The 13,378-nt window shown below is 66.9% G+C and carries 14 protein-coding genes and 1 tRNA gene; 10 read left to right on the forward strand and 5 right to left on the reverse strand.

Translation table 11 applies throughout. The features are described from left to right. The first annotated feature begins 151 nt into the window (after positions 1–151). From Y590_RS02500 to eat, 4 genes are all read left to right on the forward strand, one after another. Positions 152–1,771, forward strand: coding sequence for a chromosome partitioning protein ParA (locus tag Y590_RS02500; protein WP_286161839.1), 1,620 nt, complete (start codon positions 152–154; stop codon positions 1,769–1,771). Between the two features lie 69 nt (positions 1,772–1,840). After that, positions 1,841–2,326: a hypothetical protein gene (locus Y590_RS02505; RefSeq protein WP_060768501.1), complete on the forward strand. Its 486-nt coding sequence runs from the start codon at positions 1,841–1,843 to the stop codon at positions 2,324–2,326. 17 nt (positions 2,327–2,343) lie between these two features. Next, the gene (locus Y590_RS02510) at positions 2,344–2,850 is read left to right on the forward strand and encodes a hypothetical protein (protein WP_060768502.1); all 507 of its coding nucleotides are present in this window, start codon (positions 2,344–2,346) and stop codon (positions 2,848–2,850) included. Between the two features lie 218 nt (positions 2,851–3,068). Beyond that, positions 3,069–4,445 (forward strand): ethanolamine permease, encoded by a 1,377-nt coding sequence (gene eat, locus Y590_RS02515; protein ID WP_060768503.1) that lies wholly within the window; start codon positions 3,069–3,071, stop codon positions 4,443–4,445. Between the two features lie 205 nt (positions 4,446–4,650). Here the strand turns inward: eat and Y590_RS02520 are convergent, their stop codons facing one another. Then, positions 4,651–5,577, reverse strand: a complete 927-nt coding sequence (locus tag Y590_RS02520) for an acyl-CoA desaturase (protein ID WP_060768504.1) — start codon at positions 5,575–5,577, stop codon at positions 4,651–4,653. Between the two features lie 90 nt (positions 5,578–5,667). On the opposite strand from Y590_RS02520, the gene Y590_RS02525 reads away from it, so the two are divergent. Then, complete coding sequence (locus tag Y590_RS02525; protein ID WP_060768505.1) at positions 5,668–5,988, forward strand: metalloregulator ArsR/SmtB family transcription factor; 321 nt, start codon at positions 5,668–5,670, stop codon at positions 5,986–5,988. A gap of 605 nt (positions 5,989–6,593) precedes the next feature. Continuing rightward, positions 6,594–7,286 carry a glutamine amidotransferase-related protein gene (locus tag Y590_RS02530; RefSeq protein WP_060768506.1) on the forward strand — a complete coding sequence of 231 codons (693 nt, stop codon included), beginning with the start codon at positions 6,594–6,596 and terminating at the stop codon, positions 7,284–7,286. Position 7,287: 1 nt separating this feature from the next. Here the strand turns inward: Y590_RS02530 and Y590_RS02535 are convergent, their stop codons facing one another. Then, positions 7,288–8,304: an aldo/keto reductase gene (locus Y590_RS02535; RefSeq protein ID WP_060768507.1), complete on the reverse strand. Its 1,017-nt coding sequence runs from the start codon at positions 8,302–8,304 to the stop codon at positions 7,288–7,290. 147 nt (positions 8,305–8,451) lie between these two features. Between Y590_RS02535 and Y590_RS02540 the strand changes: the two genes are divergently transcribed. Next, positions 8,452–9,363: an AraC family transcriptional regulator gene (locus Y590_RS02540; RefSeq protein WP_060768508.1), complete on the forward strand. Its 912-nt coding sequence runs from the start codon at positions 8,452–8,454 to the stop codon at positions 9,361–9,363. 20 nt (positions 9,364–9,383) lie between these two features. On the opposite strand, the gene Y590_RS02545 is transcribed toward Y590_RS02540, so the two are convergent. Beyond that, positions 9,384–9,468: transfer RNA gene (locus Y590_RS02545), tRNA-Leu, on the reverse strand. 131 nt (positions 9,469–9,599) lie between these two features. Between Y590_RS02545 and Y590_RS02550 the strand changes: the two genes are divergently transcribed. After that, positions 9,600–10,181, forward strand: a complete 582-nt coding sequence (locus Y590_RS02550; protein ID WP_060768509.1) for a YqaA family protein — start codon at positions 9,600–9,602, stop codon at positions 10,179–10,181. Next, complete coding sequence (locus Y590_RS02555) at positions 10,178–10,690, forward strand: disulfide bond formation protein B (RefSeq protein ID WP_060768510.1); 513 nt, start codon at positions 10,178–10,180, stop codon at positions 10,688–10,690. The genes Y590_RS02550 and Y590_RS02555 overlap by 4 nt, the downstream gene beginning before the upstream one ends. On the opposite strand, the gene Y590_RS02560 is transcribed toward Y590_RS02555, so the two are convergent. Then, complete coding sequence (locus tag Y590_RS02560) at positions 10,654–11,271, reverse strand: ParB-like protein (protein WP_060768511.1); 618 nt, start codon at positions 11,269–11,271, stop codon at positions 10,654–10,656. The genes Y590_RS02555 and Y590_RS02560 overlap by 37 nt on opposite strands. Positions 11,272–11,651: 380 nt before the next feature. Here Y590_RS02560 and Y590_RS02565 point away from each other — a divergent pair, with 380 nt between their 5' ends. Further along, on the forward strand, positions 11,652–12,842 hold the full coding sequence (locus Y590_RS02565; protein WP_060768512.1) for an acyltransferase family protein: 1,191 nt from the start codon (positions 11,652–11,654) through the stop codon (positions 12,840–12,842). A 32-nt stretch (positions 12,843–12,874) separates the two neighbouring features. Here the strand turns inward: Y590_RS02565 and Y590_RS02570 are convergent, their stop codons facing one another. Beyond that, positions 12,875–13,297 (reverse strand): EVE domain-containing protein, encoded by a 423-nt coding sequence (locus Y590_RS02570; protein WP_060768513.1) that lies wholly within the window; start codon positions 13,295–13,297, stop codon positions 12,875–12,877. Positions 13,298–13,378 lie beyond the last annotated feature (81 nt).

Genomic DNA, 13,378 nt, shown 5'->3' on the forward strand with positions numbered 1-13,378 from the left:
AGTCTTACAAAATCATTACATTATCGATAAAAGCGCAGCAATAGAAACAGTATATACTATAAAATATTCCGTAATCACGATTTAGTTGTCAAAAGACTGATCCGCATCGGATCGGGAAGAACCCTGTTGCCAACGGGACTCGCGACTCGCGTTGCGTGACAAATCTGTTAAAAAAGCAGTAAGCACGCAAACTCGCCGTGTCGTCATGGGAAAACACACTGCGATGGCTTGGATGCCGTTCCGAAACGTGCTGCCGACGTCATCCGCCTCACGCGACCGGGACGCGGAGCAACGGTCGCGCACCCCGGAGTCGGCCCCCACACCGCGACTGCCGAAGGCGGTCGTCCCCGACCTGATGGAGGGCGGGAGACGCGCCCGGTCGGCGCCCGAGCCCGCTCCGACGAACCTCGACGCCATCGGTCAACGGGACGAGGTCGTCCGGCAGCGCATCGACGCGATGGTCGACCGCCTGGACGACCTGCGAAGCCTCCAAGACGATTTCGTGCTGATCCTGCAACCGCTGGCGAGCATCAGCAGCGAGCTGTCCAAGGCCAGCGTGCGAATCGCCGAGCTTGAGAACACGCTGACTCAGGAGGTCAGCGCCAACGGCAACCTGCGCGACGAGGTGGCCGATCTCTCCACGAAGCTGTCGCGGATGAACAGCGAGCTGGCGGATTCCCAGGTCCATGCGAAGCGAACCCTGGAAAGCTTGCGCGAGCGCGATGCGGCGGTCGAGGCGCATCAGATCGATCTGCGCGACAAGGTGTCGGCCATCGAGAACCTGGAGCGCCAGCTCTTTTCCGAGGTCGAGCAGAACAAGGCGCTGACGAGCGAGAGCCGGGCGCTGCGGCAGGAAGCGCAGGCCGCCGACAGCGCCCTGGCGCGTTCCGAGCACGAGCTGAACAACGTCCGCGAGCGGAACAGCCTGCTGGAGGTCGAGGGACGCCGTCTCCAGCTTCTGAGCGAGGAGCAGGCGACACAGCTCGCGGATCTGGATGCCCGCCATCGCGACCTGACGACCACCGCCGAAGCCGACCGGCAGCGCCTGCGCATCGTCGAGACCCAACTCGCGACGGAAATCTCCGTAAGGGAGCGGAACGAAGCGCAGCACGAAACGGAGCTGTCCGCGCTCCGAAACGACCGCGCCAGCCTCGCGATGAAACTCGAAGCCGCCCTGAATCGGGCGACCTCGACGGAACAGTTGCTGGTGCAGGCCCGCAACCAGTTGCGGGACAAGGACGAGGAATTCCGTTCGGTCGATCGCAATTTCAAGGAAGCGACCATCGCGCGGAGCACGCTGGAACGCCGCCTCGAAGCCCTGCAAGCCGACCTATCGCGCCAGACCGAGCGGTTCCTGGAAATCCAGCGCATTCGCGGCGAACTCGACAGCCGTTGCGACATGCTCAACAAGGCTCTCGCGGCCAAGGATGCGGCGATCGAGCAGACGACGAACCGCAACGCGGTTCTGAACGATCGCATCGAGCACCTGACCCACCGGCACGAAGCTGCCCGCGCCGATCTCGAAGCCTCGAACCGCAGATTGATGGAGGAATTGCAGAACGAGCGCTCGGAGCGCGCGTTGCTGCAAGGTGCCCTCGATATCGCGCGCGAAAGCCGGGTCACGCTGCAGAAGCAGCACGATGCCCTGAAACGCTCGGGCCGCCCGTGGCGGGAGCAGGTGAACGACGAGCTCGACGAAGACACTGCGCATGCCTCGGCCGACGAGGTGAGCAACGTTCGGCCGTTCAGCTCCACGGGCAAGTCGGCCTAATTCGCCGTCCCTCGGAAAAGAAGACTTCGTAGAGAAAACTTGGCAAAGAAGACCTGGAAGGATGCTTGAATGTCAGAACAGGCCGTGAAAGACGCCGCCCCTTCCTCCGGCAATTCCATTCTCATGCGGGCTTGGCAGGCCAACGTGACGCGACCGGGAGACAAGATCATTAATTTCTCGCCAGTCACCTCCGACACCGCATCCGACGGGGGCACGGCCTCGCCGCCGCAGCGCGACTGGGTCTCCGCGATCGACCTCGTGCAGGAGGCCGCCGAAGCGATCCGGATCAGCGAAGAGCGCGCCGTCGATCTCGAGAACCAGCTCCGAAGTGTCATCAGCCAAGCTGAGGACGAGGTGCGGCAGCTTCAAAAGACGCTCGCCTCGAACCAGGTCCTGCTGAGCCAAGCGGAGGACCGCGCCCGCCGCGCCGAGGCGCGCGCCAAGGAGGCGGAAACCTGGCTCGTCCGCATCTACGATGCCGTGTTCACGGCCTTCGGCTCGAAGAACAAGCCCGTCCCCGCGGAGACCGGCGACATCGGACAGGACGCGCCGTAAGGCGTGAACGCGTTCCGATGGACCTCGACAGCCCATGTCCGATCACCAGCGAGAGCGGCCTGCCGGTCCAGCCCTCCGAATGGGCCCTGTTCGACGTCGAGATCAGGCTCGACGACGCGTTGGGTCTGGTAAAGCAGGCCGCGGACACGATCCATGATTTGCAGCGCTGGAAGGAGATGATCGAGCCGCAGGCGCTGAACCTGATTCAGAGCGTCCAGCAGGAGCGCATCCGATGGCAATCGGAACGATCGGCGCTGATGAACGAAATCAGCGAGTGCCGGCTGACGCTCACCGCGACGAAGATGGCGTTGCGAACGGCGCTTTCGGAAAAAGAGATCCTGTCGCGTCGCTATCATGAGGCGAAAGCGGCGGCGGCGGCGTCCGAGACGCGCGCCTGCGCGGCGGAGGAGTTGCTCGCCTTCATCTACAAGACCTTCAACGTCGAGCTGAGCGGACATCCTGCAGCCGGACGCATCGCTCAAATCCCCTTCGATCCAGCCGGCCAGCGGCCCTCGCCCGAGTGACCGCCGGCTCCCGGCTCGTCCCGGTGCCGGCCCGGAGGGGTTGAGCGGCGCCGGCATGCGGCGGCCCTCCCGAGAAGGCGTCGCAGCCCCGCGCGCCCGACGAACGCCGCGAACACGGGAAAGCGGCAACGCTCTTGCTTGGCCTTCCGCCCCATGGCCCCGTTCGGACGCCGCCTCTCGGGCTGAAGCCGATTGGGCCGGGACTGCGGAGTTGCACGATGCCGACGCCTTCGACCACGCTCGACAAGAGCCTCAACGCCTTCCATCTCTGGGGCATCGCCGTCGGGCTCGTGATCTCGGGAGAGTATTTCGGGTGGAGCTACGGCTGGGCGCAGGCCGGCACCCTCGGCTTCCTCGTCACCACGCTGTGCGTGGCCGCGATGTATGTGGCCTTCATCTTCAGCTTCACCGAACTCACCACCGCGATCCCGCAGGCGGGCGGCCCCTTCGCCTATGCGCTCCGGGCCTTCGGGCCCACGGGGGCGGCGGTGGCCGGCTACGCCACGCTGATCGAATTCGTGTTCGCGCCGCCCGCGATCTCGCTCGCCATCGGCGCCTATCTCAACGTCCAGTATCCGGGGCTCGACCCCAAGCACGCGGCGCTCGGCGCCTACCTGCTGTTCATGGGCCTCAACATCGTCGGCGTGCGCATCGCCGCAACCTTCGAGCTCTTCGTCACCGTGCTGGCGGTGGCCGAGCTTCTGGTCTTCATGGGCGTCGTCGCTCCGGCCTTCCGCCTCGACAATTTCACGGCCGGCGGCTGGGCCGGAGGGGACAGGTTCGGGCCGGCGGCCATCGGCGGCATCTTTGCCGCCATCCCCTTCGCGATCTGGTTCTTCCTCGCCATCGAGGGCGTCGCCATGGCCGCGGAGGAAGCGAAAGACCCCAAGCGCACCATCCCCATCGCCTACATCACCGGCGTGCTGACGCTGACCGCACTTGCCTTCGGAGTCATGCTGTTCGCGGGCGCCGCCGGAGATTGGAAGAGCCTGTCCGACCTCAACGATCCCCTGCCCCAGGCGATGAAGCGCGTGGTGGGCGAGTCGAGCGGCTGGCTGCACATGCTGGTCTGGCTCGGCCTGTTCGGCCTCGTCGCCTCGTTCCACGGCATCATCATGGGCTATGCCCGCCAGATCTTCGCGCTCGCCCGCGCCGGCTTCCTGCCGGCCCTTTTCGCGCGGGTGCATCCGCGTTTCCAGACGCCGCACGTGGCGACACTGGCGGGCGGGGTCGTCGGCATCGCCGCCATCTACAGCGACAACCTGATCAGCGTCGCCGGGCAGTCGCTCACCGCCAGCATCGTGACGATGGCGGTGTTCGGCGCACTCACCATGTACGTGATGAGCATGGCCGCGCTGTTCCGCCTGCGCGCCAGCGAGCCGGACCTCGCCCGGCCCTACCGGGCACCGCTCTACCCCTACGCGCCGGCCTTCGCGCTCGTCATGGCCGTGGTCTGTCTCATAGCGCTCATCGTCTACAACCCGCTGATCTTCGCGATCTTCGCCGCGGTGATGAGTGCGGCCGTTCTGCTGGTGCGGCTCAAGGCCAAGCCTGCGGCTCCGGCGACGGTTTCCGCCTTAGATCCGGCGATTTAGGTTCAAGATACAACCAGCTTGACCATACGAGCAGCCGTATTCGACCCTTTGCAGACCCTGGGAAGGTCCGCTTCCCGGCCTTTGATCAGGGCGACGTCTACGGCTGAGTTGGGTGAATTTCCGCCAGTGGGTTTCGCACGAGAAGGAATCGAAGCAGACGCCGTGTCCGCGACCGCTCCTACCCCGGGGCGGTCCGAACCAATCGCTACGGGATCGTTGGTCCCTGAAGCTTTCGAACGCCGGGCCGAGGTTGCAGAACGCCGGGCTGCTTCAAATCCCAGACAAGGCCGAGACGTTCCAGGCCTTGCAGCAGCCGCCAGCCGGGATCGGCTTGACCTGGTTCCGTTCCAAGGCGTGCCGACTCCGGCCATGCGTGATGCGTTGAATGCCAAGCTTCGCCGAAGGTGAGCCAGGCCGCTGCCGGTAAGTCATGTCCTTGAACGGACTCACCATCGACCACCCAACCCTGGGGTCCGCGGCGATGGGTCAGGTGCACGACAAGCCAGTGCCCGGTCAACGATACGGCGACCCGGACCGGAATACCCCAAACCAACCACGGCAGCCCGCCTATCGCATAGAACAGGACGGCCCATGGCAGTTGCTGCAGCATCCAGCTCGCTTCCAGCCAACGAAAGATCCGGTCACCTGCGATCCTCGGCTCCACAACGAACACAGGGGGATGTGTCAGTACGAGTCGGGCGTGCATCTGCAACACCGCATCACGCAGGAGCGGAAGTCGATTGGCGTGGAGATCGTGGCAGGCGGACTGCCGCTGCGCCCAGTCGCGCATGTCATGGAGGCGGACCATGCCGATCGGACCTGCCATTCCAACCAAGGTCCCCAGGTAGACCAAAACATATTCGACCCAGGGCTTTGCCGAGAAGCTGCGATGCACCAGCAACCGATGCATTCCGATCGAATGGCCTGCGCAAAGCGTGATGACAGTCGTCACCAGGAACAGCGCGACAGCCCCAGGTGTCACGAAAATCGGGCCAAGCAGCAGGGCTGCAGCCAGCATGCCACCGATCCAAAGTGACTTGGCCGGCGCCCATTCCAAGTGACCGTCAGCTGCCGACGTGTGGGCGTCGGCGATCATGCGGGTCGTCGAGGTGCATCGGGGCGCTTCGGTCATCACAACCCGTCCTTAGATATTTAGTAAATATCCTAAACGATGGATCGGTCCGACTTGTCAATGGTTAGCTCATCAACTAAACATCCTGCGATGCAGCGCGTCTTCGAAGCCCTGGCATCGTCCGTCCGGCGCCAGATTTTAGCCTACCTCTCTCATACCGAGCTCAACGCTGGCGATATCGCTGCGCGGTTCGCCATGTCGAAGGCATCCATCTCCCAGCATTTGTCGGTCCTCGAGGCGGCAGGGCTGGTAGAAAGCGAGCGCCGCGGCCAGTTCATTTTCTACCGACAGACGCCGGACAGTTTGATCAACGCCCTGCATGGCTTTGCGCAGGAAGCATGCCCAACAAGCCGTCCGCTCAAGCGGGAGAGTGCAGCCTTGGCGAAGGACGTTACGCGCGAAGATCACTGAACCCGGGCTGGATAATCCCAATTCAACTTGCGGGTAGATCCCCAGTGACCGCCCTCAGAGAATGCACATTCGGCAGATCCCATTCACGCGTCGCAGAACTGTTGAGCTGATGCCTGGCGCAAGCCTCCGAGGATGAAACGAGCCCGCATGCGCCATCGGATGATCTCTGCCACTAATGCAGTGATGATTCCTCAAAGAGGTCGGAGGAGCTTCGTTGTCGACCAAATCGATAGGAAGCCATCGGAGCCGACCTCCATGGGACGCCATGGTGCCTACGGAGACTGCCCGCCCAAACGCCCCGAACCTTGCCGTATCGATGGCGATGTTTGCAGGAGGATTGAGCGATCCATGATGCCGACCTCCCCCGGTTTTTGTTGGAACCGCAGCCGCACACTCGAACGCTAACGTATGCGTCCCGTTTCCCGCCCCGAGCCGAAGTTGCCGGGCGGCAAACGAGCGACCGCTTTCGGGAAGCGGTGCGGGCGGCCGGCATGGGTCGGAAACGGAACGTCCGCTTGCGGGCGACGGGTCAACCTCCGCAACCCACCTCTCAACAGCCCTATACGCAGTCAAGCTGACTGGGTTCTGATCCTGGACTCGACCCCATGAACATCGCCATCCTCGAGACCGGCCACCCGCCCGAGCGGCTCGGCGGGCGCTTTCCCTCCTACGGCGCGATGGTCGAGGCGCTGATCGGCGACGGCCACGCCTTCACCGGCTTCGACGTGACGGCCGGCCGCTGGCCCGAGGCGCCGGAGGCGTTCGACGCCTTCGTCATCACCGGCTCGCCCGCCTCGGTCTACGACGCGACCCCTTGGGTCGAAGACCTGCTCGCCTTCCTGCGCGGCCTCGACCGCTCGAAAAAGCTCGTCGGCCTCTGCTTCGGGCATCAGGCCCTGGCACAGGCCTTCGGCGGCCGGGTGGAGCGCTCCGAGCGCGGCTGGGGCCTCGGGCTGCACGCCTACGCGGTAGCGGAGCGCGCGCCCTTCATGGACAGTTCCGAAACGATCGCCATCCCCGTGAGCCATCAGGATCAGGTGGTGGCCCTGCCGCCCGGCGCGCGGGTGCTCGCGGGCAGCCGGTTCACGCCCTACGGCGTGCTGGCCTGGAGCGACCGCCCCGCCCTCTCGTTCCAGTGCCACCCGGAATTCGCGCCGGACTATGCCCGCGCGCTCACCGACGGGCACCGGGCCGGGGCGAGCGATCCGGCTCTGGTGCCGGCGGCTTTGGCCTCGCTGGACGCGCCGCATGACAGCGCGCGCGTGGGCGGCTGGATCCAGCGCTTCCTGCGGGAATAGATCAGGCGCGGTAGGCGCCCTGGCGCTCCAGCATCCAGCCGGGATATTCCGGCGGCAACCGGGTGGCGGCGTCGAGCCGGGCAAGCTCGTCGGCCTCGAGCCGCACCCGCGTCGCGCCGATATTGTCCTCGAGCTGACCGACGCGCTTGGCGCCGACGATGACGCTGGTGACCACCTCCCGGTGGAGCAGCCACGCGAGGGCCACCTGCGCCACGCTGCACCCTCTCGCCTCGGCGATTCCGCGCATGGCGTCCAGCGTGACGGCGCCGCGCGTCCGATCGACCGGCGGAAAATCGAAGGTGGTGCGCCGCCCGTCCGCGGCCGCACCCTCGGCATCGTACTTGCCCGAGAGATACCCGCCGGCGAGCGGGCTCCAGACCATCAGCCCCACACCCTCGGCGGTCAGCATCGGCGCGATCTCGCGCTCCAGGTCGCGCCCGACCAGGGTGTAGTAGGCCTGAAGCGAGACGATGGGCGCGAGCCGGCCCATCTCGGCGACCCCGATCGCCTTCATCACCTGCCACGCCGCCCAGTTCGACAGGCCGAGGTAGCGGACATGGCCGTGGCGCACGAGGGTGTCGAGCGCCTCCAGCGTCTCCGCGATCGGGGTCGCCGGATCGAAGCCGTGGATCTGGTAGAGGTCGATATGGTCGAGGCCGAGCCGGGCCAGACTCGCCCTGCACTGGCTCAGGATGTGCCCGCGCGAGGCGCCGCGGGCATTCGGACCCTCGCCCATCGGGCCCAGCACCTTGGTGGCGACCACCACGTCGTCGCGGGGGATGCCCAGATTCTTGAGCGACTGGCCGAGGATGCGCTCGCTCATCCCGCGGGCATAGACGTTGGCGGCGTCGATGAAGTTGATGCCGGCATCAAACGCAGTCTTCACGAGGGTGTCGGCCTCGTCCTGATCGAGCCGGCCGATCTGGCCCCAGAACCCTTCGCTGCCGCCGAAGGTCATGGTGCCGAGGCAGAGTTCGGATACGAACAGGCCGCTCCGGCCGAGAGGGCGCATGCGCATGGAGAGATCTCCGTCTGAAGGGACGCCCTCTGTTACGGCGTGCGAGGCGTCGCGTGCACGGCCGATCCTCTCAGGCTCTTGCCCGATCCTCTCAACGCTGCCGCCATGGGGTGCGCGGGCATTGCAGGCACGCTCGGATCCCGACCCATGACGACGAACCTTTCCGGCCTCGCGGCGCTGATCGAACGGCAATGGCATCGTTTCGGCCGGGAGACACCGGCCGACGGGTTGCTCCTCAACCGCGCCGAGACGCCGAGCGGGCCGATCCGTTCGGTCTACCGCCCCTCCTTCTGCCTCGTGGTGCAGGGCGCCAAGACGACGCTCCTCGGAGAAGCCGCCTACCGCTACGCCGCGGGTCAAGCGCTGTTCGCCTCGCTCGATCTCGCCGTCACGGCCCGGATCACCGAGGCGAGCCCGGCGCGGCCCTATCTCGCGCTCAGCCTCGCGATCGATCTCGATGCCCTGGCCGACCTGCTCAGCGCCCAGGCGGAGACCCTTGCGGAGGGAGCCGCGCCCGCCCCGGCTTTCGCGCCGCTGCGCACCGTCACGCTCGACCCCGACCTGTGCGATCCTCTCGCGCGCCTCCTGACCCTGCTCGATCACCCGCGCGACCTGCCGGTGCTGGCACCGCTGATCGGGCGGGAAATCGTCTGGCGCCTGCTCGGCGGCCCGCTCGGCCCGGCCCTGCGCCAGGTCGGCCTGCCCGAGAGCCACGCCGCGCGGATCGGCCGGGCGACGGCCTGGATCCGCGAGCACTATGCGCAAACCCTGCGCGTGGCCGATCTGGCGGCGCTGGCGCGTATGAGCCCCGCAAGTTTCCACCGCCACTTCAAGGCGGTGACGACGATGACGCCGGTGCAGTTCCAGAAGCAGGTCCGGCTGCACGAGGCGCGCCGCATGCTGCTCGCCGCCGGAGACGTGGCGGGCGTGGGCTACGCGATCGGCTACAAGAGCCCGTCGCAGTTCAGCCGCGACTATCGCCGCCTGTTCGGGGCTCCGCCGGGCCGGGACGGCGCCGCGATCCGCGCGCGTCTCACCGCCGAGCCGACGCTGCCGTGATCTCTTCCAATGGGGAGGGCTGGTGCGGGTAGAGGGAATCGAACCCCCACGCCTTTCGGCTGGCGATTTTGAGTCGCCCGCGTCTACCAATTCCGCCATACCCGCGACGCACGCGCCTCTTGGCACAAGCCGGGGCGACGGGCCAGAGCGAATCTTTTCCGCAGCGGGCGTGACCCTCGCCTCCGTGGCGCATCTGTGCTGAAAGGGCACCGCTTCCCGGACCCCAACGAGGCCCCATGATCCGCCGGCTCTACGAGTGGATACTCGCGCTCGCCGCCAAGCCGTCCGCGCCCTGGGCGCTCGGAGCGGTGGCCTTTGCCGAGAGTTCGTTCTTTCCCGTACCGCCGGACGCGATGCTGGTGCCGATGGCGGTGAGCCGGCCGGACCGGGTCTGGCTCTACGCGACCATCGCCACCGTCGCCTCGGTGCTCGGGGGGCTGCTCGGCTACGCCATCGGAGCGCTGCTGTTCGATTCGGTCGGGCTGTGGCTGTTCAACCTCTACGGGCTCGCCGACAAGGCCGAGACCTTTCAGGCCTCCTACGCCACCTACGGGCACTGGGTGATCCTGCTGAAAGGCCTCACCCCGATCCCCTACAAGCTCGTCACCATCACCTCGGGCTTCGCCCATTACTCGCTGTTCTGGTTCATGCTGCTCTCGGTCATCACCCGCGGGGCGCGCTTCTTCCTGCTGGCATGGCTGCTCGGGCGCTACGGCATCGGCATCCGTGCGGTGCTCGATCGGCACCTCAACGTGGTGGCGGGGCTGTTCGCGGCCGTGGTGATCCTGGGCTTCGTCGCCTTCAAGGTGATGCTGTGAGCCGGTTCACCCTGCGCGCCGCCGCGCTCGCCGTGGCGCTGGCCGCCGCACTCACCGTCGGCGGCGCCCTCGTGTTCGAGCATGGCCTCGGCTACGTGCCGTGCAAGCTCTGCCTGACGGAGCGGGTGCCCTACTACCTCGCCGCGCCGCTGGCGCTGATCGCCGCCGGGCTCCCGCCGCGGCCCGCGCGCTTCATCCTCGGCCTCGTGGCCCTGGTGATGATCTACGGCGCCGGCCTCGGCGTGTATCACGCGGGCGCGGAGTGGGGGTTCTGGCCGGGCCCCAGCGATTGCGGCGGCGGGTCCGGCGCCGGACCGGCGGACGTGGCCGACTTCCTGAAGAACCTCGAAAGCGTGCGGCCGGTCGATTGCACGGCCGCCGCGTGGCGCTTCCTCGGCCTCTCACTCGCCGGCTGGAACGCACTGATCGCGGCCGGGCTCGGCCTCTTCGCCGCGGCGGCCGCGCTCCTCGCTCAGCCGTCGAGGGGGCCGCACCAGCCGGGCAGATAGCCGGCATCCGGCGCCTTCGCGAGGCGCAGCGCCTGCTCGAGCGCCTGGGTGAAATCCTTCTCGATCAGCTTGCGCTTGAGGTTGCGCCGCAGGTAGTCGGCCCACAGGAACTCGCTGAAGGGCGTCGTGTCCTTGGCAAACCCGCCGGCCCGGCGCAGCTCGCCCGCCAAGCTGCGGAACGGGTCGTCGGCAAGATCAGAGACCGCCTTCGGGATGTCGTCAAAGCCAACCCGCAGACCGGCGGCGTCGTAGGGATGGACCCAGGCCTTGTGGTCGGCCACCGTCCAGAAGGCGTCCTTATCGAGCTTGTGCAGGTCGGCGACCACGGTCACCAGCACGTTCTCCTCGCCCTCTTCCTGCAGGGCGCGGGCGAGGTGGTGGTGGTCGATCACGTAGTGCTTCCTCTTGGGGCCCAGCAGCACAGGGATCATGTGCGAGCCGAGGAACTCCGCCTTCTTCTCGGGATCGTGCGCCCGCCAGCGGCGGCGCTTCTCCTCGACCTCGCGGTAGCCCACCGTGATCTGCGTCGGGCGCAGTTCCGCGATCGGCACGGCGATGAGCAGGGGTTCGCGCGGCGCCATGAAGTCTCCCGTTCGTTTCGAGCGCGCCCGGAGAGACACCGGACCACCGAGGGTGTCCGGTCCACCTTTCGAAACGCGGAAGCCGGCTTGGAAGAGCGTTGCGGACGGCCGGCAAAGGCCCGCCGCTCACGGAACGTCAATCGATGCGGAGCGGAACGCCTTTCGCCCAGTGTCGGACACACGCTCAAGTCTCACATATCCGTGAGTCTGGATTTCGGCTTTCCGAGTCCAATCGGAATAGGTCGCGAAGAATGGGGCGGCATCGGTATTTTCATGCCGTTGTCCCGCGCGCGTATTTGCCCGAAGACACACCAGACGAGGATCGCGTTGCCGGATGATGGTCCGACAGACAGCATCGTCCCGGCACCAGGACCACAGGCATGTCACTCGTCCAGGCCGAAAGCGAGATCTCGGCCACCCCGCGCCCGCACGGATCCCGGCCTCTGATCGGCCTCGACCTGCTGCGGTTCGGCGCGGCCTGCCTCGTCGTGCTGTATCACCTCGCCTGCACCGCCTGGATGGTCCCGTCGAGCGAGGCCGCCACCCTCATCGGGCAGCCGATCCCGTTTCCGGCCCTGCTGCCCGTCAGTTCAGAGGGATGGGTCGGCGTGCCGATGTTCTTCGTGATCTCGGGCTACGTCATCGCCTATTCCGCCTCACACGCGAGCGCATCGCGCTTTCTCACCGGGCGGATCCTGCGCCTCGTGCCGGGCATCTGGTTCTGCGCCAGCGTCTCCTTCGGGCTTGCGCTGCTCTTCGACCCGGAGGCCGTCCGGGTCCTGTTCGAGCGCTACGTCCGCACCCTCGTCCTGTTCCCGGTCCCCCGCTGGATCGACGGCGTCTACTGGACGCTCGGGATCGAGATCATGTTCTACGGTCTGGTCTATGCCCTGCTGTTCCTGAACCGGTTCGAACGGGTGGAGCCGGTGATCCTGGCGGTCGGCGTCATCAGCGCGGGCGCGTGGCTACTGGCGGCGACACCGCTCTGGCCCGACCTCGGCCGGATCATCAGCACGCGGATCGCCAAGCTCGCCCTCCTCACGCATGGCTGTCACTTCGCCGTCGGCGTGCTGCTGTGGAGCGCGGTGCGGAGCGGCCTGACGGCGCCACGCCTCGCCGGCCTCGCCGTCTGCCTGGCAGGGAGCTTCCTGCAGATCCGCTACGATGCCGGTTTCGTCGGCGCCTCGCTCGGCCTCGACCGGAGCCCCACGACGCCCTGGCTTCTCTTCGCCGTCTTCATGGTCCTGTTCTGCCTGTCGATCCGCGCGAACACGGCGCTGACCGACGCCTTTCCCGGTCTCGGGCGGCGCTTTCGTGATCTCGGTCTGGCGACCTACCCGCTCTACCTGCTGCACACCTTCGTCGGCGCCCTGGCGATGCGGTTCCTGGCCGCCTACGGTCTCCCGCAGGCCGCGAGCCTCACGGGCGGCATCGGGGTGGCCGTCGCCGCTTCCCTGCTGGTGTCGCAGCGGATCGAGCCGCCCCTGCGCGCGAGCCTCGGACGCGTGCTGCACATCGCCGGCGCGCCGCTGCGCCGTCGCGGTCCGGCGCCCGGCGCGCTCCCCCGCTGAGGACCGGCCGAGGCCGGAGCGCCTGCCGCCGCTCAGCCCTCGCCGTAGCCGCCCATGGCGCAGACCGTGGCCCATTCCGCCTCGGTCACCGGCTGCACCGAGAGGCGGGAATTGGTGACGAGGGCCATGTCCTTGAGCGCCGGCGCCGCCTTGATCGCGTCGAGAGTGACCGGGCGCGGCATCGGTGCCACCGCCCTCACATCGACCATGCCGAAACGGCCACTCTCGTCGGTGTGGTCGGGGTAATAGGGCTTGATGACCTCGACGATGCCGACGACGGCCTTGCCCTCGTTGGAATGGTAGAAGAAGCCGCGCTCGCCGACCTGCATCGCCTGCATCTGCTTCTTGGCGAGGTGGTTGCGCACCCCGTTCCAGAAGGTGCCGCCCTCCCCGGCTTCGACCTGCTGGTCCCACGACCAGGTCGAGGGCTCGGATTTGAACAGCCAATAGGTCATGGCGCGGGACGGCTCCGTCGGGAAAGGCGCCTTCGCTTATCGAAAATTCGGCCGCGCTTGAAGGGTGCGCACCGCCCCGCG

This window comes from Methylobacterium sp. AMS5, from assembly GCF_001542815.1.
Taxonomy (GTDB): Bacteria; Pseudomonadota; Alphaproteobacteria; order Rhizobiales; family Beijerinckiaceae; genus Methylobacterium.

Excerpts from the sequence above, each read along its gene's own strand:
- Y590_RS02505 (WP_060768501.1), top strand. The coding sequence starts at position 1,841 with ATGTCAGAACAGGCCGTGAAAGACGCCGCCCCTTCCTCCGGCAATTCC.
- Y590_RS02510 (WP_060768502.1), top strand. The coding sequence starts at position 2,344 with ATGGACCTCGACAGCCCATGTCCGATCACCAGCGAGAGCGGCCTGCCG.
- eat (WP_060768503.1), top strand. The coding sequence starts at position 3,069 with ATGCCGACGCCTTCGACCACGCTCGACAAGAGCCTCAACGCCTTCCAT.
- Y590_RS02520 (WP_060768504.1), bottom strand. The coding sequence starts at position 5,577 with ATGACCGAAGCGCCCCGATGCACCTCGACGACCCGCATGATCGCCGAC.
- Y590_RS02525 (WP_060768505.1), top strand. The coding sequence starts at position 5,668 with ATGCAGCGCGTCTTCGAAGCCCTGGCATCGTCCGTCCGGCGCCAGATT.
- Y590_RS02530 (WP_060768506.1), top strand. The coding sequence starts at position 6,594 with ATGAACATCGCCATCCTCGAGACCGGCCACCCGCCCGAGCGGCTCGGC.
- Y590_RS02535 (WP_060768507.1), bottom strand. The coding sequence starts at position 8,304 with ATGCGCATGCGCCCTCTCGGCCGGAGCGGCCTGTTCGTATCCGAACTC.
- Y590_RS02540 (WP_060768508.1), top strand. The coding sequence starts at position 8,452 with ATGACGACGAACCTTTCCGGCCTCGCGGCGCTGATCGAACGGCAATGG.
- Y590_RS02550 (WP_060768509.1), top strand. The coding sequence starts at position 9,600 with ATGATCCGCCGGCTCTACGAGTGGATACTCGCGCTCGCCGCCAAGCCG.
- Y590_RS02560 (WP_060768511.1), bottom strand. The coding sequence starts at position 11,271 with ATGGCGCCGCGCGAACCCCTGCTCATCGCCGTGCCGATCGCGGAACTG.
- Y590_RS02565 (WP_060768512.1), top strand. The coding sequence starts at position 11,652 with ATGTCACTCGTCCAGGCCGAAAGCGAGATCTCGGCCACCCCGCGCCCG.
- Y590_RS02570 (WP_060768513.1), bottom strand. The coding sequence starts at position 13,297 with ATGACCTATTGGCTGTTCAAATCCGAGCCCTCGACCTGGTCGTGGGAC.